Raw genomic sequence first — 13,210 nt, forward strand, 5'->3', positions numbered from 1 at the left:
CGCGACGGCGATCACCTTCCGACTTGTGGTAGGGTGCGTGGTTCCCACGCACCATCCGTCGCGCACCAAACGCTTAGAACCACTGCCCGGGCTCCATGAGCCCCATGTCCAGCAATTGCCGCGAATGCCATTCGAACGGGGTTGAGTTCAGCCAGCGGAACGTATCGATGTCGAAGGTGCTGCCGGGATTGCGCTTCAGCGCCTTGGCCGTCCGGAACGAACAGATCGTGGCCGTCAGGTTGTGATGCCATGGGCAGGAATAGGTGTTGTACTCCTCCATGTTGAACGTGTGATCGGGCCGGATCTGCAGCCCCGGCTTCGCCCGGAACAGCGCGATCCGGTCGATCTTGCGGCTGCGGGGGGGGATGTGCTCCTCGAACCGCCAGCGCAGGCCGCCGAAGAAATCGAGCTGCCGTTCCATCACCGCGCCGCCTTCGTCCTTGCGCGCCTGCGCGTAATAGCCCGACTTGTCCATCAGCGCGTGCTCCAGCGACACCGCGTTCGGGAACCGGCGCAGATCCCCGGCGTAGAGATCCACGACATAGGTCAGCATCGCCTCGCGCCGCTCTTCCGCGTGGAAGGTCAGCATTTCGCCCACCGTGCGGCTCTCTCCGAACGGATAGAACAGGTACTCGGCGTTGTAGCAGTAATAGAGCCAGATCCCCGGCGCCGCGGCGATCATCCGGTTGATGGCCTGGAACGCCACTTCGGCCCGGGGCACGTCATAGGGCACGCGGTGGATGGCCTGTTCCAGATCGTCCGGCAGATCGAAACCTTGCGGCATGAACACGACCAGCGCCTTGAACCCGCAGGTCAGGTGGTGGCGCAGGGTGGTGGCGACCTCGACATCGTCTTCGACGAAGATCAGCGCCACCGGTCCCTTCAACAGCGCCGCCGCACCGTCGCGCAGGAAACTGTCGAGCGTTGCATGTCTCATGCCGTGGTCATGGTCGGTGCTGTCCCCTGGGCCCGCCCGGATCCGCGGTGTCTCTGGCCTTTCAGGGCAAATTCGGCTAATTGCCGGTCCAATGCAAGCCGGGCCCCCGATCACTGCGACCCCGGCGACATGTCTCCCACACTCGATCCGGACCTCCCCATGACGGCGCACAAGAAACTCTTCATCAAGACCTATGGCTGCCAGATGAACGTCTATGACAGCGAGCGCATGGAAGAGGCGATGCTGAAGGCGGGCTATGAACCGACATCGACGCCCGACGACGCCGACATGATCCTGCTGAACACCTGCCATATCCGCGAGAAGGCGGCGGAAAAGGTCTATTCCGAACTTGGCCGTTTCAAGGGGCTGAAGGAAGAAAAGCCGGATCTGAAGATCGGCGTGGCGGGCTGCGTGGCACAGGCGGAAGGCGCCGAGATCGTGCGCCGGCAGCCCCTGGTCGACCTGGTCGTCGGCCCGCAAAGTTACCACCGGCTGGCCGAACTGGTGGCCAAGGCCGATACCGGGGCCAAGGCGCTCGACACCGATTTCCCGGCCGAGGACAAGTTTGAGCACCTTTCCCGCCGCCCCAAGGCGCGGCGCGGGCCGACCGCGTTCCTGACGGTGCAGGAGGGCTGCGACAAGTTCTGTGCCTTCTGCGTGGTGCCCTATACCCGCGGGGCCGAAGTCAGCCGCCCCGCCGCGCGGGTGCTGGAAGAAGCGCGCGATCTGGTGGATCGCGGGGTGCGCGAGGTCACGCTGCTGGGCCAGAACGTGAATGCCTACCATGGCGCCGGCACCGATGGCGACTGGACGCTGGCGCGGCTGGTGCGGGAACTGGCCAGGGTCGATGGGCTGGAGCGGATCCGCTACACGACCTCGCACCCCAACGACATGGGCGACGATCTGATCGCGGCCCATGCCGAGGTGGAAGAACTGATGCCCTATCTGCACCTGCCCGTGCAGTCGGGATCGGACCGGATCCTGAAGCGGATGAACCGACAGCACACGGCCGAAAGCTATCTGCGGTTGATCGAGAAGATCCGCGCCGCGCGGCCCGATATCCTGATGTCGGGCGATTTCATCGTGGGCTTCCCGGAGGAGACCGAGGAAGATTTCCAGGCGACGCTCGATCTGGTGGAGGCGGTCGGCTACGGCTACGCCTATTCCTTCAAGTATTCCACGCGTCCCGGCACGCCCGCGGCCGAACGCCCGCAAGTGGGTGCCGACGAGGCCGACGACCGGCTGCAACGCCTGCAGGCCCTGATCACCCGCCAGCAGCGTGAAATCCAGGACGCGATGGTTGGCCGGCAGGTGAAGGTGCTGTTCGAAAAGGCGGGGCGGAAGCCGGGGCAGATGGTCGGCAAGTCCGAATACCTGCATGCCGTTCATGTCGATGCGCCCGACCTTCAGCCCGGCGAATTGCGCGATGTGGAGATCGTCGAGGCCGGGGCGAATTCGCTTGCCGGGCGGCTTGTCTGACCGGACCGGTTCCCAAAATCTGAAAACGGTGGGTGATTCCCTTCCGGGCGGCGACGTCAGGAAGCGGTAGTGCGATACAGTGAAAAATGCCTGCAAAACCCCGGCCGGCCCGCAACTTGGCAACAGTTTCTTGCCAATTAACCCTCTTTTCAGCACTCATGGTTTCCTGTGAGTATAGTTAATGGTTCCTGTGAACAGCGGGACCAAGGCTCCGGGCGCGGTGGCGCTTGAAACGATTTCGGAATTCGGGGGGGTGAAACCTGTGACCAGATTGTCAAACGCAATTGCCACCCTGGCCGCGGCCGTCATCGCAATGGCCGCGGGATATTCGGCCCCGGCATTCGCGCAGGGCCCCGTGACCGGCGTGGGCGAGATCTATGAACCCACGATCTGGGTCGATCCCGACGGTTGCGAACACTGGGTGATGGATGACGGGGCCGAAGGCTACATGACCCCTCATGTCCGCCGCGACGGAACGCCGGTGTGCCGCGACCGTCGCGCCTGCGGCACGATGCAGGCCGACCAGTTCTTCGCCACGGGCAGCGCCAACGTCAGCCCTGCCGGACGGCAGAGCCTGCTTCAGTTCTTCCGGTCGCAGAACGCCACGGGCTACATCGTGGTCGGACACACCGACAATGTCGGCGCGGCCTCCTTCAACCAGCGCCTGTCTGAACAGCGCGCCAGTGCGGTGGCTGCGATCGGGCAGAGTGCGGGGGCGCAGGTAGTCGATATCCGTGGGGCGGGCGAACGTCAGCCGCTGGCGTCGAATGCCACGGCCCAGGGGCGGGCCGAGAACCGCCGCGTCGACATCGTCTGCGTGAACTGAGGAGAAGCGAGATGTTCCGAACCAAAGCCCTTCTCCTTCTCGCCGCGACGGCCGGCCTTGCGGCCTGCGAATCGAGCGTCAACAAGACGATCGACGGCGGGGTCGATGCCAAGGACCTCAGCCAGCTGGAAGCGGGGATCTGGGTCGATCCGAACGGGTGCGATCACTGGATCATCGACGACGGCGTCGAAGGCTACCTGTCGCAGCGGCTGGATCGGAAGGGCAAGCCGGTGTGTTCGGGCATCGCCCCACCGGGAATCGCCACGGGCCCGTTCAAGCAGGACAGCTTTGTCGTCGACCTGCTTTGACGCAGCGGCGCCGAAGCCCGTTAGCCCATATCGGGGTTAAGGAACGGGCAATACACCGCCTGTAGTGTTTCATCTTTGTGAAAAGCCACTTTTGGCGCTTGCGCCATGGCCACAGAATTTGGCACGCTGTTCCCTACACCCCGAGCGAGGAGAGCGGATTGGCCATTCGTGCCCTGACCCCACCGCCAAAGGATCTGGCGCCTGCGGACGTGCAGATCGAATTTCCCGACAACCGGCTTCTGATCGACCTGTGCGGCGAGCACAATCGAAACCTTGTGGCCATCGAAAGCGCGCTTGGCGTGCAGCTGGCGCATCGTGGCAATGTCATCGCCGTTCTGGGGCAGGAGCCCGCCGCGCAAAAGCGTGCCGCCGAGGTGCTGCAATCGCTGTACGCCCGGCTGGAAGCGGGGCGCCCGGTGGAACCCGGCGACCTGGACCGCGAATTCCGCATGGGCCCGTCGGTGGGGTTCGATCCCGACGACGAGGCCGACGATCAGCTTGAGATGTTCAATGCCGACCGGGTTGAAATCCGCACCCGGCGCAAGATCGTCGAACCCCGGACCGAAGCCCAGAAGGCTTATGTGTGTTCGTTGTTCGACAATGAACTTGCCTTCGGCATCGGCCCGGCCGGCACCGGCAAGACGTATCTTGCCGTGGCCGCCGGTGTGTCGATGTTCATGACCGGCGATGTCGACAAGATCGTCCTGTGCCGCCCCGCCGTCGAGGCGGGCGAACGGCTGGGCTTCCTGCCCGGCACCCAGGAGGACAAGGTCGATCCCTACATGCAGCCGCTCTATGACGCCCTGAACGATTTCTTGGGCGGCAAGGAAGTGGGCAAGCTGCGCGAGGCCAAGAAGATCGAGATCGCGCCGCTGGCCTTCATGCGGGGACGGACGCTTTCGAACGCCTTCGTCGTGCTGGACGAGGCGCAGAATGCGACGACCATGCAGATGAAGATGTTCCTGACCCGTCTGGGCGAAGGCTCGCGCATGGTGATCACCGGGGACCGAAGCCAGGTCGACCTGCCACGGGGCGTGACCTCGGGGCTCGCAGATGCCGAAAGGCTGCTGAAGCCGATCCCCAAGATCGCGTTCAACTATTTCACGTCCAAGGACGTCGTCCGCCACCCGCTGGTGGCCGCGATCATCGACGCCTACGAGGCCGACGTGTGAGACGCGAATAGATGGTCACCGATGTCCGGCTCGAGGATCCGCGCTGGGAAAGCTGCGATCTGGACGGGCTTTGCGAACGGGCGGCAATCGCCGTATGCGCGTGGGCGGGGCTGGATCCGGATCTGGTCGAAATCACGGTTCTGGGCTGCGATGATGCCCGAATCGCCGTGCTGAACGCCGAATTTCGCGAGAAGCCGCAGCCAACAAACGTGCTCAGCTGGCCCGAGGAAGACTTGTCATCCGATACCCCCGGAGCGGTGCCCGAGGCGCCAGAGACAAATTTTGAAGGCGTTTATGCGCTGGGGGATATAGCAATCGCCTGGGAAACGTGCGAGGCGGAAGCTAGGGCCGCGAACAAGCCCGTGCAGGACCATGCGACACATCTGATTGTTCATGCAGTATTGCATCTTCTGGGTTACGATCACATCTGCAATGAAGATGCCAACTTGATGGAAACCGCAGAGGTTGAAATACTTGGGCATCTGGGTCTTGAAAACCCGTACTCGGACTGAATTTCTAGGATGACGGACGCAGAAACAAGTTCCCCTGCGCCGGACAGGATAAATGGGCGATAACGACGGCAGTTCTGCCGCGGCGCAGAGCGCGCAGGCAAGGTCCCTGACGGGACCGATCACACGCAAAACACCGGCCGAGGCGGTTCGTTCGCAAGCGATTGCGACGTACCCGATGTCATCGACGACACAGCTTTCGCTTTCTTCGGCGCCTTCGCCATCGCGCGTGGGTCTCTGGCAGCGGTTGCTGGACAAGATGCGCAAGGACGAACCGGCCCGGCTTCATACCAATGGGACCCATGTGACCGAAGCCCCTCGCCATGGCATGATCAACCTTCGCCGGATGCGGGTCGAGGACGTGGCCGTACCGACCGCGGAAATCGTGGCCCTGCCCGTCACCGCCAGCCGGGACGAACTGCTGGAGGCGTTCCGCGAGAGCGGCTATTCGCGGATCCCGGTCTACGACAATACGCTCGATTCCCCGCAGGGCTTTGCCCACCTGAAGGACTTCGCACTGACCCACGGCTTCAACGGCAATTCGTCGAACTTCGACCTGCCGTCGATGCTGCGGCCCTTGCTGTTCGTGCCGCCGTCGATGCCGATCGGCGTGCTGCTGCAGAAGATGCAGACGGAACGGCGGCACATGGCGCTGGTGATCGACGAATATGGCGGTGTCGAAGGGCTGGTCACGATCGAGGACCTGATCGAACAGGTCATCGGGGAGATCGAAGACGAGCACGACACCGACGAATCCCAGACATGGCGGAAGGAAAAGGCCGGCGTCTACGTGGCGCTCGCCAAGACCCCGCTGGAGGAATTCGAAGCCGAGATCGGACGCTCCCTGACCGATCACGAGGACGTCGCAGAGGAGGAGATCGACACGCTGGGCGGTCTGGTCTTCATGCTGTCGGGCCGGGTACCGACACGGGGGGAGGTCATCCCCCATCCCGATGGCCCCGAGTTCGAGGTGATCGACGCCGATCCCCGCCGGATCAAGCGTCTGCGCGTCCGCCTGAAGGACGCCACGGCCTGAACCGGGACCGCCTATGACACTGTCACCCGCCGCATGGCGCGCTTCACTCCTGCTCGCCGCCTTTGTTGCCGGCGCGTTGGGGGCCTTGGGGCTTGCGCCGATCTACGCGTGGTACGCGACGGTGGCCATGTTCCTGGCCGTGCCCTTTGCCTTGCGGCGTTGCACCACGGCGTGGCAGGCGGCGTGGGTCGGGCTGGCCATGGGGACCGGCTGGTTCGGCCTGGGCCTGTCATGGATCGTGGAGCCCTTCTTCGTCGATGCCGCGCGCCACGGCTGGATGGCGCCCTTTGCACTGCTCTTCATCTCGGTCGGCATGGCGCTGTTCTGGGGCGCGGCGTTCTGGGCCGCCTACAGGCTGGGCCGCGGGTTTCACCAGCGCGTCTGGCTTCTGTGCCTGACATGGACGCTGGCGGAACTGGCCCGCGGCTACATTCTGACGGGCTTTCCCTGGGCCTCGCCCCCGCAGGTATGGGTCGGCGAACCGCCGATGCTGTTCCTGGCCTGGGTCGGGCCATATGGTCTGTTCCTATGGATGCTGGCGGTTCTTCTACCCTTTGGCGCGTGGATGCAGGCCATCTTGTCCCGGGAGAGGCCGCGTGCGCTTTATGCCATGCCGCTTGCGCTCTATGGAATTGCGCAAACACTGGTTGGATATGCGCAGCCCGAGGTGGTTTCCAGCGGCTATGTCGTGCGGGTGGTCCAGCCCAACGCGGAACAGCATCTGAAATGGGACCGGAATTTCATGCCGGTCTTCTTCAATCGGCAGATCGAATATACCGAAGCGGCGGGTGACGGTCCGCGGCCCGATCTGATCGTCTGGCCCGAAACCGCGATCACCCCGCTGCTGGATCAGGCGGAATACGAACTTGGGCGCATTGCGCAGGCAGCGAATGGTGTGCCGCTTGTGCTGGGCACCCAGCGCGCGGACTACGGGACGGACCGGGCGCGGTATTACAACACGCTCGTGGTACTCGATGAAACCGGTGCGGTGGCCGATACCTATGACAAGCACCACCTTGTCCCCTTCGGCGAGTACCTTCCCTTCGGCAATGTCCTGTCCCGCTTCGGAATTCGCGGGTTGGCCGAAATGGCGGCCTTTGGCTATTCGCCGGGCCCCGGGCCGGCGCTGGTCGATCTTGGGCCCGTGGGCCAGGCCGTGCCGCTGATCTGCTACGAGGCGGTTTTCCCGCAAGACGTGAACGGTGCGCCGGGGCGGGCAGATGTGCTTTTGCAGGTCACCAACGACGCGTGGTTCGGCAAACGGTCGGGCCCCTACCAGCATCTGGCCCAGGCGCAGATGCGCGCGGCCGAACAGGGTCTGCCGATGATCCGCGCGGCCAATACCGGCGTTTCCGCCGTGATCGACCCGCTGGGCCGGATCGTCACGCACATACCACTGGGCGAGCAGGGATTTGCAGATGCAACCCTGCCATCCCCGTTTACCCCCACAATTTACGCGAGATTCGGCGATTTTCCGGTGTTTCTTGCGGTATTGGCGCTGATCCTCATGTCGATGATGAGGATTATGGGACGCAATCGAAATACATAGGAGTTGACCCTAGGGGCAGCGCGGACTACCCGGATAGGCAACCGTCACAACGGCTTCCTGGCGTGGCGGACATAACCCTAATGGAGCGCTTCCCATGGCCCGTAAGAACTATACTTTTACCTCGGAATCCGTTTCCGAGGGCCACCCGGATAAGGTCTGTGACCGGATTTCGGACGCGGTACTCGATGCCTTTCTGACCGAAGAACCGGAAGCACGCGTTGCGTGCGAGACCTTTGCAACCACCGGCATGGTGGTCATCGGCGGTGAAGTCGGGCTGTCCGATCAGGACAAACTGAAGAACTACATGGGCCGGATCGGCCAGATCGCCCGTGATTGCATCAAGGACATCGGATACGAGCAGGAGAAGTTCCACTGGAACACCTGCCACGTGCTGAACTTCCTGCACGAACAGTCGGCCCATATCGCCAAGGGCGTGAATTCGGCCGACAACAAGGACGAAGGCGCCGGCGACCAGGGCATCATGTTCGGCTATGCCGTGACTGAAACGCCCGAGCTCATGCCGGCCCCGATCCAGCTGAGCCACAAGATCCTGAAGCGGCTCGCCGAAGTGCGGAAATCGGGCCAGGAACCCGATCTGCGCCCCGACGCGAAAAGCCAGGTCTCGCTGCGCTACGAAGACGGCAAACCGGTCGAGGTTACCTCGATCGTACTGTCGACGCAGCACGCGCACGAAGAACAGAACTCGGACGACATCCGCGCCATCGTGGAGCCTTACATCCGGGAAGTCATTCCCGGCGAATGGCTGTCGGACAAGACGGAATGGTGGATCAACCCGACCGGCACCTTCGTGATCGGCGGTCCTGATGGCGACGCCGGCCTGACCGGCCGCAAGATCATCGTCGACACCTATGGCGGGGCTGCCCCCCATGGCGGCGGCGCGTTTTCCGGCAAGGATCCGACCAAGGTCGACCGTTCGGCGGCCTATGCCTCGCGCTATCTGGCGAAGAACGTCGTGGCCGCGGGCATTGCCGAACGCTGCACGGTTCAGCTGTCCTACGCCATCGGCGTGTCGAAACCGCTGTCGATCTATGTCGACACGCACGGCACCGGCGAAGTGTCCGAAGAAGCGATCGAGAAGGCGCTGGCACAGGTCATGGACCTGTCGCCCCGCGGCATTCGCGAGCATCTGCAGCTGAACAAGCCTATCTACGAACGCACCGCGGCCTACGGCCATTTCGGGCGCGAGCCCGATGCCGATGGCGGCTTCTCGTGGGAGAAGACCGACCTGGTCGATGCGCTGAAGAAAGCCGTTTAAGGCGCAAGCGCCGCGGCAGGTCAGCCCTGCCGCGGTGCGAACTCTGCCCAGATCGGCAAATGATCAGAAGCGGCCCGGCTTTCCGGGCCGTCTTCGATTCCGAACCCCGTCAGATCCAGATCCGGGCCGTGCGCGATCCGGTCGAGTGCTGCGACGGGATAGTTTGCGGGAAAGCTGTTGCCCGGCGGGACAAGCTGGAAATGCGGCGCCAGCGGTCGGTGGGCATGAACGGTCGACCATTCGTTGAAATCGCCCGCGATCACCGTACGGGCCGCGTGTTCGTCTTCCAGAAGCGACCGGATCGTTTCAAGTTGCCGCTTCCGGTTGGGGCGCAAGAGGCCCAGATGCACGCCCACAACACGGGTATTGTCGGGCAGCAGGACGGAAACCGCCCCGCGCGGTTCCAGCCCCGGCAGGTCGATATGGCCGACATCCACGATCTCGACCCCTTTTTTCACCAGCACCGCGTTGCCGTGCCAGCCCAGGCTGACATCGTTCTGCGCCAAGGGGGCCACGTGATAATCCGTCTCGCCCTCGATCATCTCGCGCGGCAGTGCTGTGGGGCGATCCCCAAGCCGCAGGTCGGCCTCCTGCAGGACGACGACATCGGCGCCCATCTTCGAGATGATTTCAAGAATACGTTCGGGCGACCGTTTCCGGTCCAGCCCGCGCGCCTTGCGGATGTTGTAGCTTGCCAGTCTCATGAGGTTACAGCAGCGGGCCGAACAGCCGCGCAAAGGGCGCGCCCAGCCGGATCTTCAGGTTCTGTTGACGCAATGTCTTTTCCAGTTTCTCGGCGCGGGCGAAATCGGGGATCAACATCTCCTCGACCGCGTTCGCGGCGCGGGGGTCGAAGAACACGGCCATGGTTTCGAAGTTCAGCCGGTAGGACCGGTTGTCGGCGTTCATCGTGCCCACCGCTGCCATCGTGTCATCAACCAGCACGACCTTTTCATGCAGGAACCCTTCCTTGTACCGCCAGAACTGCACGCCCGCCTCGCGGCATTCGTCGAACGTGGCGAAGGCGGCGAGCCACGGTAATATATGGTCGATCGCGTCGGGGATAAGAACCCGCACATCGACACCGCGCAAAGCGGCCTGTTTCAGCGCACTCAGCACATCGGTGTCGGGAACGAAATAGGGCGACGCGATCCACAGACGCTTTTTCGCCGCGACGATGGCCGATATGCAGAAGAGCGTGCCCGTCTCCATCTCGTCCGCCGGGCCCGCGGGCAGGATCAGGCCGGTCATGTCGGTGTCAGTCAGCACCGGTTCCCAGTGAAGGTCCTGGATCAGGGTGTCGTTCGTGGCCCAGTGCCAGTCCTCGGCATAGACAAGCTGCAGCTCCTGCACCATCGGGCCGGTGAAACCTACGAACGTGTCGCGCCACGGCCCGAACTTGGGATCGCGGCCAAGGTATTCGTCGCCCACGTTCAGCCCGCCGGTAAACCCGTCGCGCCCGTCGACGATGAGCGTCTTGCGGTGATTGCGGTAGTTGATCTGAAGCCGCCCGGCCCGTTTGCGCAGGTGCTTTTTCTGGGGCACGATGGCGCCCGCATCGCGCAGCGCGTCGAGGTAGGCATCGGGCAGGCTGTGGCTGCCGACCGGATCATACAGCAGCCGCACCATCACGCCGCGCTTGGCGGCCGCCATCAGGTGCTCGGCGAATTCCTTTCCGATCTCGTCGTCATGGATGATGAAGAACTGCGCCAGGATGTAATGTTCGGCCGCGTCGATGGCGGCAAAGAGCGCGTCAAACGTCGCGTGGCCATCCACCAGCAACCGCATGTCGTTGCCGCGCGTCACCCCGAGGGCTGCGAGCGTTTCGAACGGTTTCGTGTCGATCCCTTCGGGCGGTTCGGCAGGGGCATAGAGATGCGCAAAGGCGCCCGCGGCTTCGATCACACGCTGGGTTTCCCGGCGCGACACAAGGTAGTGCCGATAGCGGTGATGGCCCAGGAACAGGTAGGTGATCAGCCCGATATGCGGTGCGGCCAGCAGGAACACGACCCAGCCCACCGCGCCCTGCGGTGTCCGCGATCGTTGCACCGCCCGCCACGCCACGAAGATCGAGGCGATGAAGAGCAGGGTAAAGACGCTCGACAGGATCAGGGCGAAATTCATTCGGGCGTTCCTTCGGTTGTACCGGTGGGCACTAAACCCCATTCAGGCGGGATTGTCTTGGCCCGGCATGCAGGTGATTGCGAAACCTTGTCCGGCCCGCTACATCGCCGCCCATGTCCGATAGCCCCTCACGCCCCTTTCGCAACTTCTATGGCCGCCACAAGGGCAAGACGCTGAAGAAAAATCAGCAGGTCTACCTGGATGAGGATCTGGCCAAGCTGTCCCCCGGCCCCGTGCGGTGGGATGAAAACCCCGAGCGCACGGCGCTCGATCTGCCTGGCCTCTTCGGGGACCGCCCCGTCTGGCTGGAGATCGGCTTTGGCGGGGGTGAGCACATGGTGCATCAGGCGGCATCGAACCCCGATATCGGGCTGATCGGGGCCGAACCCTATATCAACGGCGTGGCGATGCTGCTGGGCAAGATCCGGCAGGCAGAGGTGACGAATTTGGCCGTCCATCCCGGCGACGTGCGCGATCTGTTCGATGTGCTGCCCGAAGCCTCGGTCTCGAAGGCGTTCCTGCTGTACCCGGATCCGTGGCCCAAGACGCGTCACCACCGTCGCCGCTTCGTCACGCCCGAACATCTTCAGCCGCTGGCCCGGGTGCTGAAGTCCGGTGCGATCTTCCGCGTGGCGACTGACATTCCCGATTACGTCCGGCAGAGCTTGCAGGAAATCCCCAAGGCGGGTTTCGAATGGTTGGCGGAACGCCCTGAAGACTGGCGCGTCGCGTGGGACGACTGGATTTCAACCCGTTACGAACGAAAGGCGCTGCGGGAGGGCAGAACTCCGACATACCTTACTTTTCGGAAGCGGTAACCGCGCGTTAGGGTGCCCTGAATCATTTCAGAGTACCTTTCATGTCCGACATTCAGATCACGAACTGCCATACCCACCTGTTTACCGCGGCCCATGTGCCGAAGACCTATCCGCACTGGGCGCTGATCCCGATCAAGCGCGTGCCTTGGCTGACGGCCCTGATCGCGTGGGTGCTGGCCTTCCTTGGCTTTCAGGAAGCCGCCGAACAGGTCCGCCGCCTGCGCCGGTTTCAGGAGGAAACCTCCTCTGCCGATCAGCGGAACATCCTTCAAAACATGTGCCGCCATTACCCGAAGGGCACCCGTTTCGTCGTGTTGCCGATGGACCTGTCGCAGATAGGCTATGGCCCGCCCGAGGTACAGATCGCCGAACAGCATGACGATCTGGCCCGGCTTGCGGCGACGGACGAATTCGGCAAGGAACTGATCCCCTTCGCCATGATCGACCCGCGCAGCGACCCGCTTGCGAACGAACTCTGGCGGGCCGTCGACACGCTGGGTTTCCGCGGTATCAAGTTGTACCCGCGGATGGGCTATGCGCCGACGGACAAGACGCTGATGTCGCTCGTCTACCCAAAGGCCGAAGAAAAGGGCCTGCCGGTGATGACCCATTGTTCGCGCGGCGGCGTGAAGGGGCACGGCCTGCCCGACCGGATCGCCGATGCGTACACCGACCCCGCCGCATACCTTCCCGTGCTGAAGGAATTCCCGCGGCTGAAGATCTGCCTCGCCCATTTCGGCGGGCAGCGCGACTGGGACGCTTACGTGAACCCCGAACCGCCATCGCCCTATCATGACGAACGCACGCGGAACTGGCAGGTGATGATCCGGCAGATGATCACTAGCGGCGACCACCCCAACCTCTGGACCGATATCTCGTACACGCTCTTTGACTTCGAGGAATACATTCCCTTCCTGCGGACCTTCCTTGAAGGCCCCACGAAGGAACACGAACGCCTGCGCCGCCGGGTGCTGTTCGGGTCGGATTACTACATGACCCGGCAGGAGGAACTTTCCGAACGCGCCGTCTGTATCCGGCTGCGGAATGCGCTTGGCGAAGACCTGTTCCGCCAGATCGCCGAGATCAACCCGCAGGTGTGGCTGGGGGAGCGACAGGAACCGGCAGACGGTCTTTGGCGCTAGACCCTTCGGCGGGAAACGGGTACGCGCGTTGCCG

Annotated in this window: 13 protein-coding genes and 1 riboswitch; of the genes, 10 read left to right on the plus strand and 3 right to left on the minus strand. The window is 63.4% G+C overall.

The annotated features are described in order from the left end of the window. Positions 1-73 precede the first annotated feature (73 nt). Complete coding sequence (locus D4754_RS02970) at positions 74-937, minus strand: glycosyltransferase family protein (RefSeq protein WP_121061392.1); 864 nt, start codon at positions 935-937, stop codon at positions 74-76. A gap of 159 nt (positions 938-1,096) precedes the next feature. Here D4754_RS02970 and miaB point away from each other — a divergent pair, with 159 nt between their 5' ends. The 8 genes from miaB to metK all read left to right on the plus strand — a co-directional run bounded on the left by miaB (position 1,097) and on the right by metK (position 9,092). Continuing rightward, entirely contained in the window at positions 1,097-2,416 is a 1,320-nt protein-coding gene (gene miaB, locus D4754_RS02975; protein WP_121061393.1) for a tRNA (N6-isopentenyl adenosine(37)-C2)-methylthiotransferase MiaB, read from the plus strand. A gap of 262 nt (positions 2,417-2,678) precedes the next feature. Beyond that, positions 2,679-3,242 (plus strand): OmpA family protein, encoded by a 564-nt coding sequence (locus D4754_RS02980; RefSeq protein WP_240453724.1) that lies wholly within the window; start codon positions 2,679-2,681, stop codon positions 3,240-3,242. 11 nt (positions 3,243-3,253) lie between these two features. Then, positions 3,254-3,550 (plus strand): hypothetical protein, encoded by a 297-nt coding sequence (locus D4754_RS02985; protein ID WP_121061395.1) that lies wholly within the window; start codon positions 3,254-3,256, stop codon positions 3,548-3,550. A gap of 158 nt (positions 3,551-3,708) precedes the next feature. Further along, entirely contained in the window at positions 3,709-4,722 is a 1,014-nt protein-coding gene (locus tag D4754_RS02990; RefSeq protein ID WP_121061396.1) for a PhoH family protein, read from the plus strand. A gap of 11 nt (positions 4,723-4,733) precedes the next feature. Beyond that, positions 4,734-5,234, plus strand: coding sequence for an rRNA maturation RNase YbeY (gene ybeY / locus D4754_RS02995; protein ID WP_121061397.1), 501 nt, complete (start codon positions 4,734-4,736; stop codon positions 5,232-5,234). A gap of 52 nt (positions 5,235-5,286) precedes the next feature. Beyond that, a complete protein-coding gene (locus D4754_RS03000) occupies positions 5,287-6,267 on the plus strand; it encodes a hemolysin family protein (RefSeq protein ID WP_121061398.1) in 981 nt (326 codons plus the stop codon). A gap of 13 nt (positions 6,268-6,280) precedes the next feature. Next, entirely contained in the window at positions 6,281-7,816 is a 1,536-nt protein-coding gene (gene lnt / locus D4754_RS03005; RefSeq protein ID WP_240453725.1) for an apolipoprotein N-acyltransferase, read from the plus strand. 38 nt (positions 7,817-7,854) lie between these two features. Further along, positions 7,855-7,904: riboswitch (SAM-SAH riboswitch) on the plus strand. A gap of 6 nt (positions 7,905-7,910) precedes the next feature. Beyond that, on the plus strand, positions 7,911-9,092 hold the full coding sequence (gene metK, locus D4754_RS03010) for a methionine adenosyltransferase (RefSeq protein WP_121061399.1): 1,182 nt from the start codon (positions 7,911-7,913) through the stop codon (positions 9,090-9,092). Between the two features lie 20 nt (positions 9,093-9,112). On the opposite strand, the gene D4754_RS03015 is transcribed toward metK, so the two are convergent. Further along, positions 9,113-9,796 (minus strand): endonuclease/exonuclease/phosphatase family protein, encoded by a 684-nt coding sequence (locus tag D4754_RS03015; protein ID WP_121061400.1) that lies wholly within the window; start codon positions 9,794-9,796, stop codon positions 9,113-9,115. A 4-nt stretch (positions 9,797-9,800) separates the two neighbouring features. Next, entirely contained in the window at positions 9,801-11,216 is a 1,416-nt protein-coding gene (gene cls, locus D4754_RS03020) for a cardiolipin synthase (protein ID WP_121061401.1), read from the minus strand. Positions 11,217-11,329: 113 nt separating this feature from the next. Between cls and trmB the strand changes: the two genes are divergently transcribed. Continuing rightward, on the plus strand, positions 11,330-12,034 hold the full coding sequence (trmB, locus tag D4754_RS03025) for a tRNA (guanine(46)-N(7))-methyltransferase TrmB (protein WP_121061402.1): 705 nt from the start codon (positions 11,330-11,332) through the stop codon (positions 12,032-12,034). Between the two features lie 41 nt (positions 12,035-12,075). Further along, positions 12,076-13,176, plus strand: coding sequence for an amidohydrolase family protein (locus D4754_RS03030; protein WP_121061403.1), 1,101 nt, complete (start codon positions 12,076-12,078; stop codon positions 13,174-13,176). The last annotated feature ends 34 nt before the right edge of the window (positions 13,177-13,210 follow it).

Origin of the sequence: Chachezhania antarctica, from assembly GCF_003646465.1 — a bacterium.
Taxonomy (GTDB): Bacteria; Pseudomonadota; Alphaproteobacteria; order Rhodobacterales; family Rhodobacteraceae; genus Chachezhania; species Chachezhania antarctica.

Coding starts and splice junctions, on each gene's coding strand:
- lnt (WP_240453725.1), top strand. CDS start 6,281: ATGACACTGTCACCCGCCGCATGGCGCGCTTCACTCCTGCTCGCCGCC.
- D4754_RS02985 (WP_121061395.1), top strand. CDS start 3,254: ATGTTCCGAACCAAAGCCCTTCTCCTTCTCGCCGCGACGGCCGGCCTT.
- miaB (WP_121061393.1), top strand. CDS start 1,097: ATGACGGCGCACAAGAAACTCTTCATCAAGACCTATGGCTGCCAGATG.
- ybeY (WP_121061397.1), top strand. CDS start 4,734: ATGGTCACCGATGTCCGGCTCGAGGATCCGCGCTGGGAAAGCTGCGAT.
- D4754_RS03015 (WP_121061400.1), bottom strand. CDS start 9,796: ATGAGACTGGCAAGCTACAACATCCGCAAGGCGCGCGGGCTGGACCGG.
- D4754_RS03030 (WP_121061403.1), top strand. CDS start 12,076: ATGTCCGACATTCAGATCACGAACTGCCATACCCACCTGTTTACCGCG.
- metK (WP_121061399.1), top strand. CDS start 7,911: ATGGCCCGTAAGAACTATACTTTTACCTCGGAATCCGTTTCCGAGGGC.
- D4754_RS02970 (WP_121061392.1), bottom strand. CDS start 937: ATGAGACATGCAACGCTCGACAGTTTCCTGCGCGACGGTGCGGCGGCG.
- D4754_RS03000 (WP_121061398.1), top strand. CDS start 5,287: ATGGGCGATAACGACGGCAGTTCTGCCGCGGCGCAGAGCGCGCAGGCA.
- cls (WP_121061401.1), bottom strand. CDS start 11,216: ATGAATTTCGCCCTGATCCTGTCGAGCGTCTTTACCCTGCTCTTCATC.
- trmB (WP_121061402.1), top strand. CDS start 11,330: ATGTCCGATAGCCCCTCACGCCCCTTTCGCAACTTCTATGGCCGCCAC.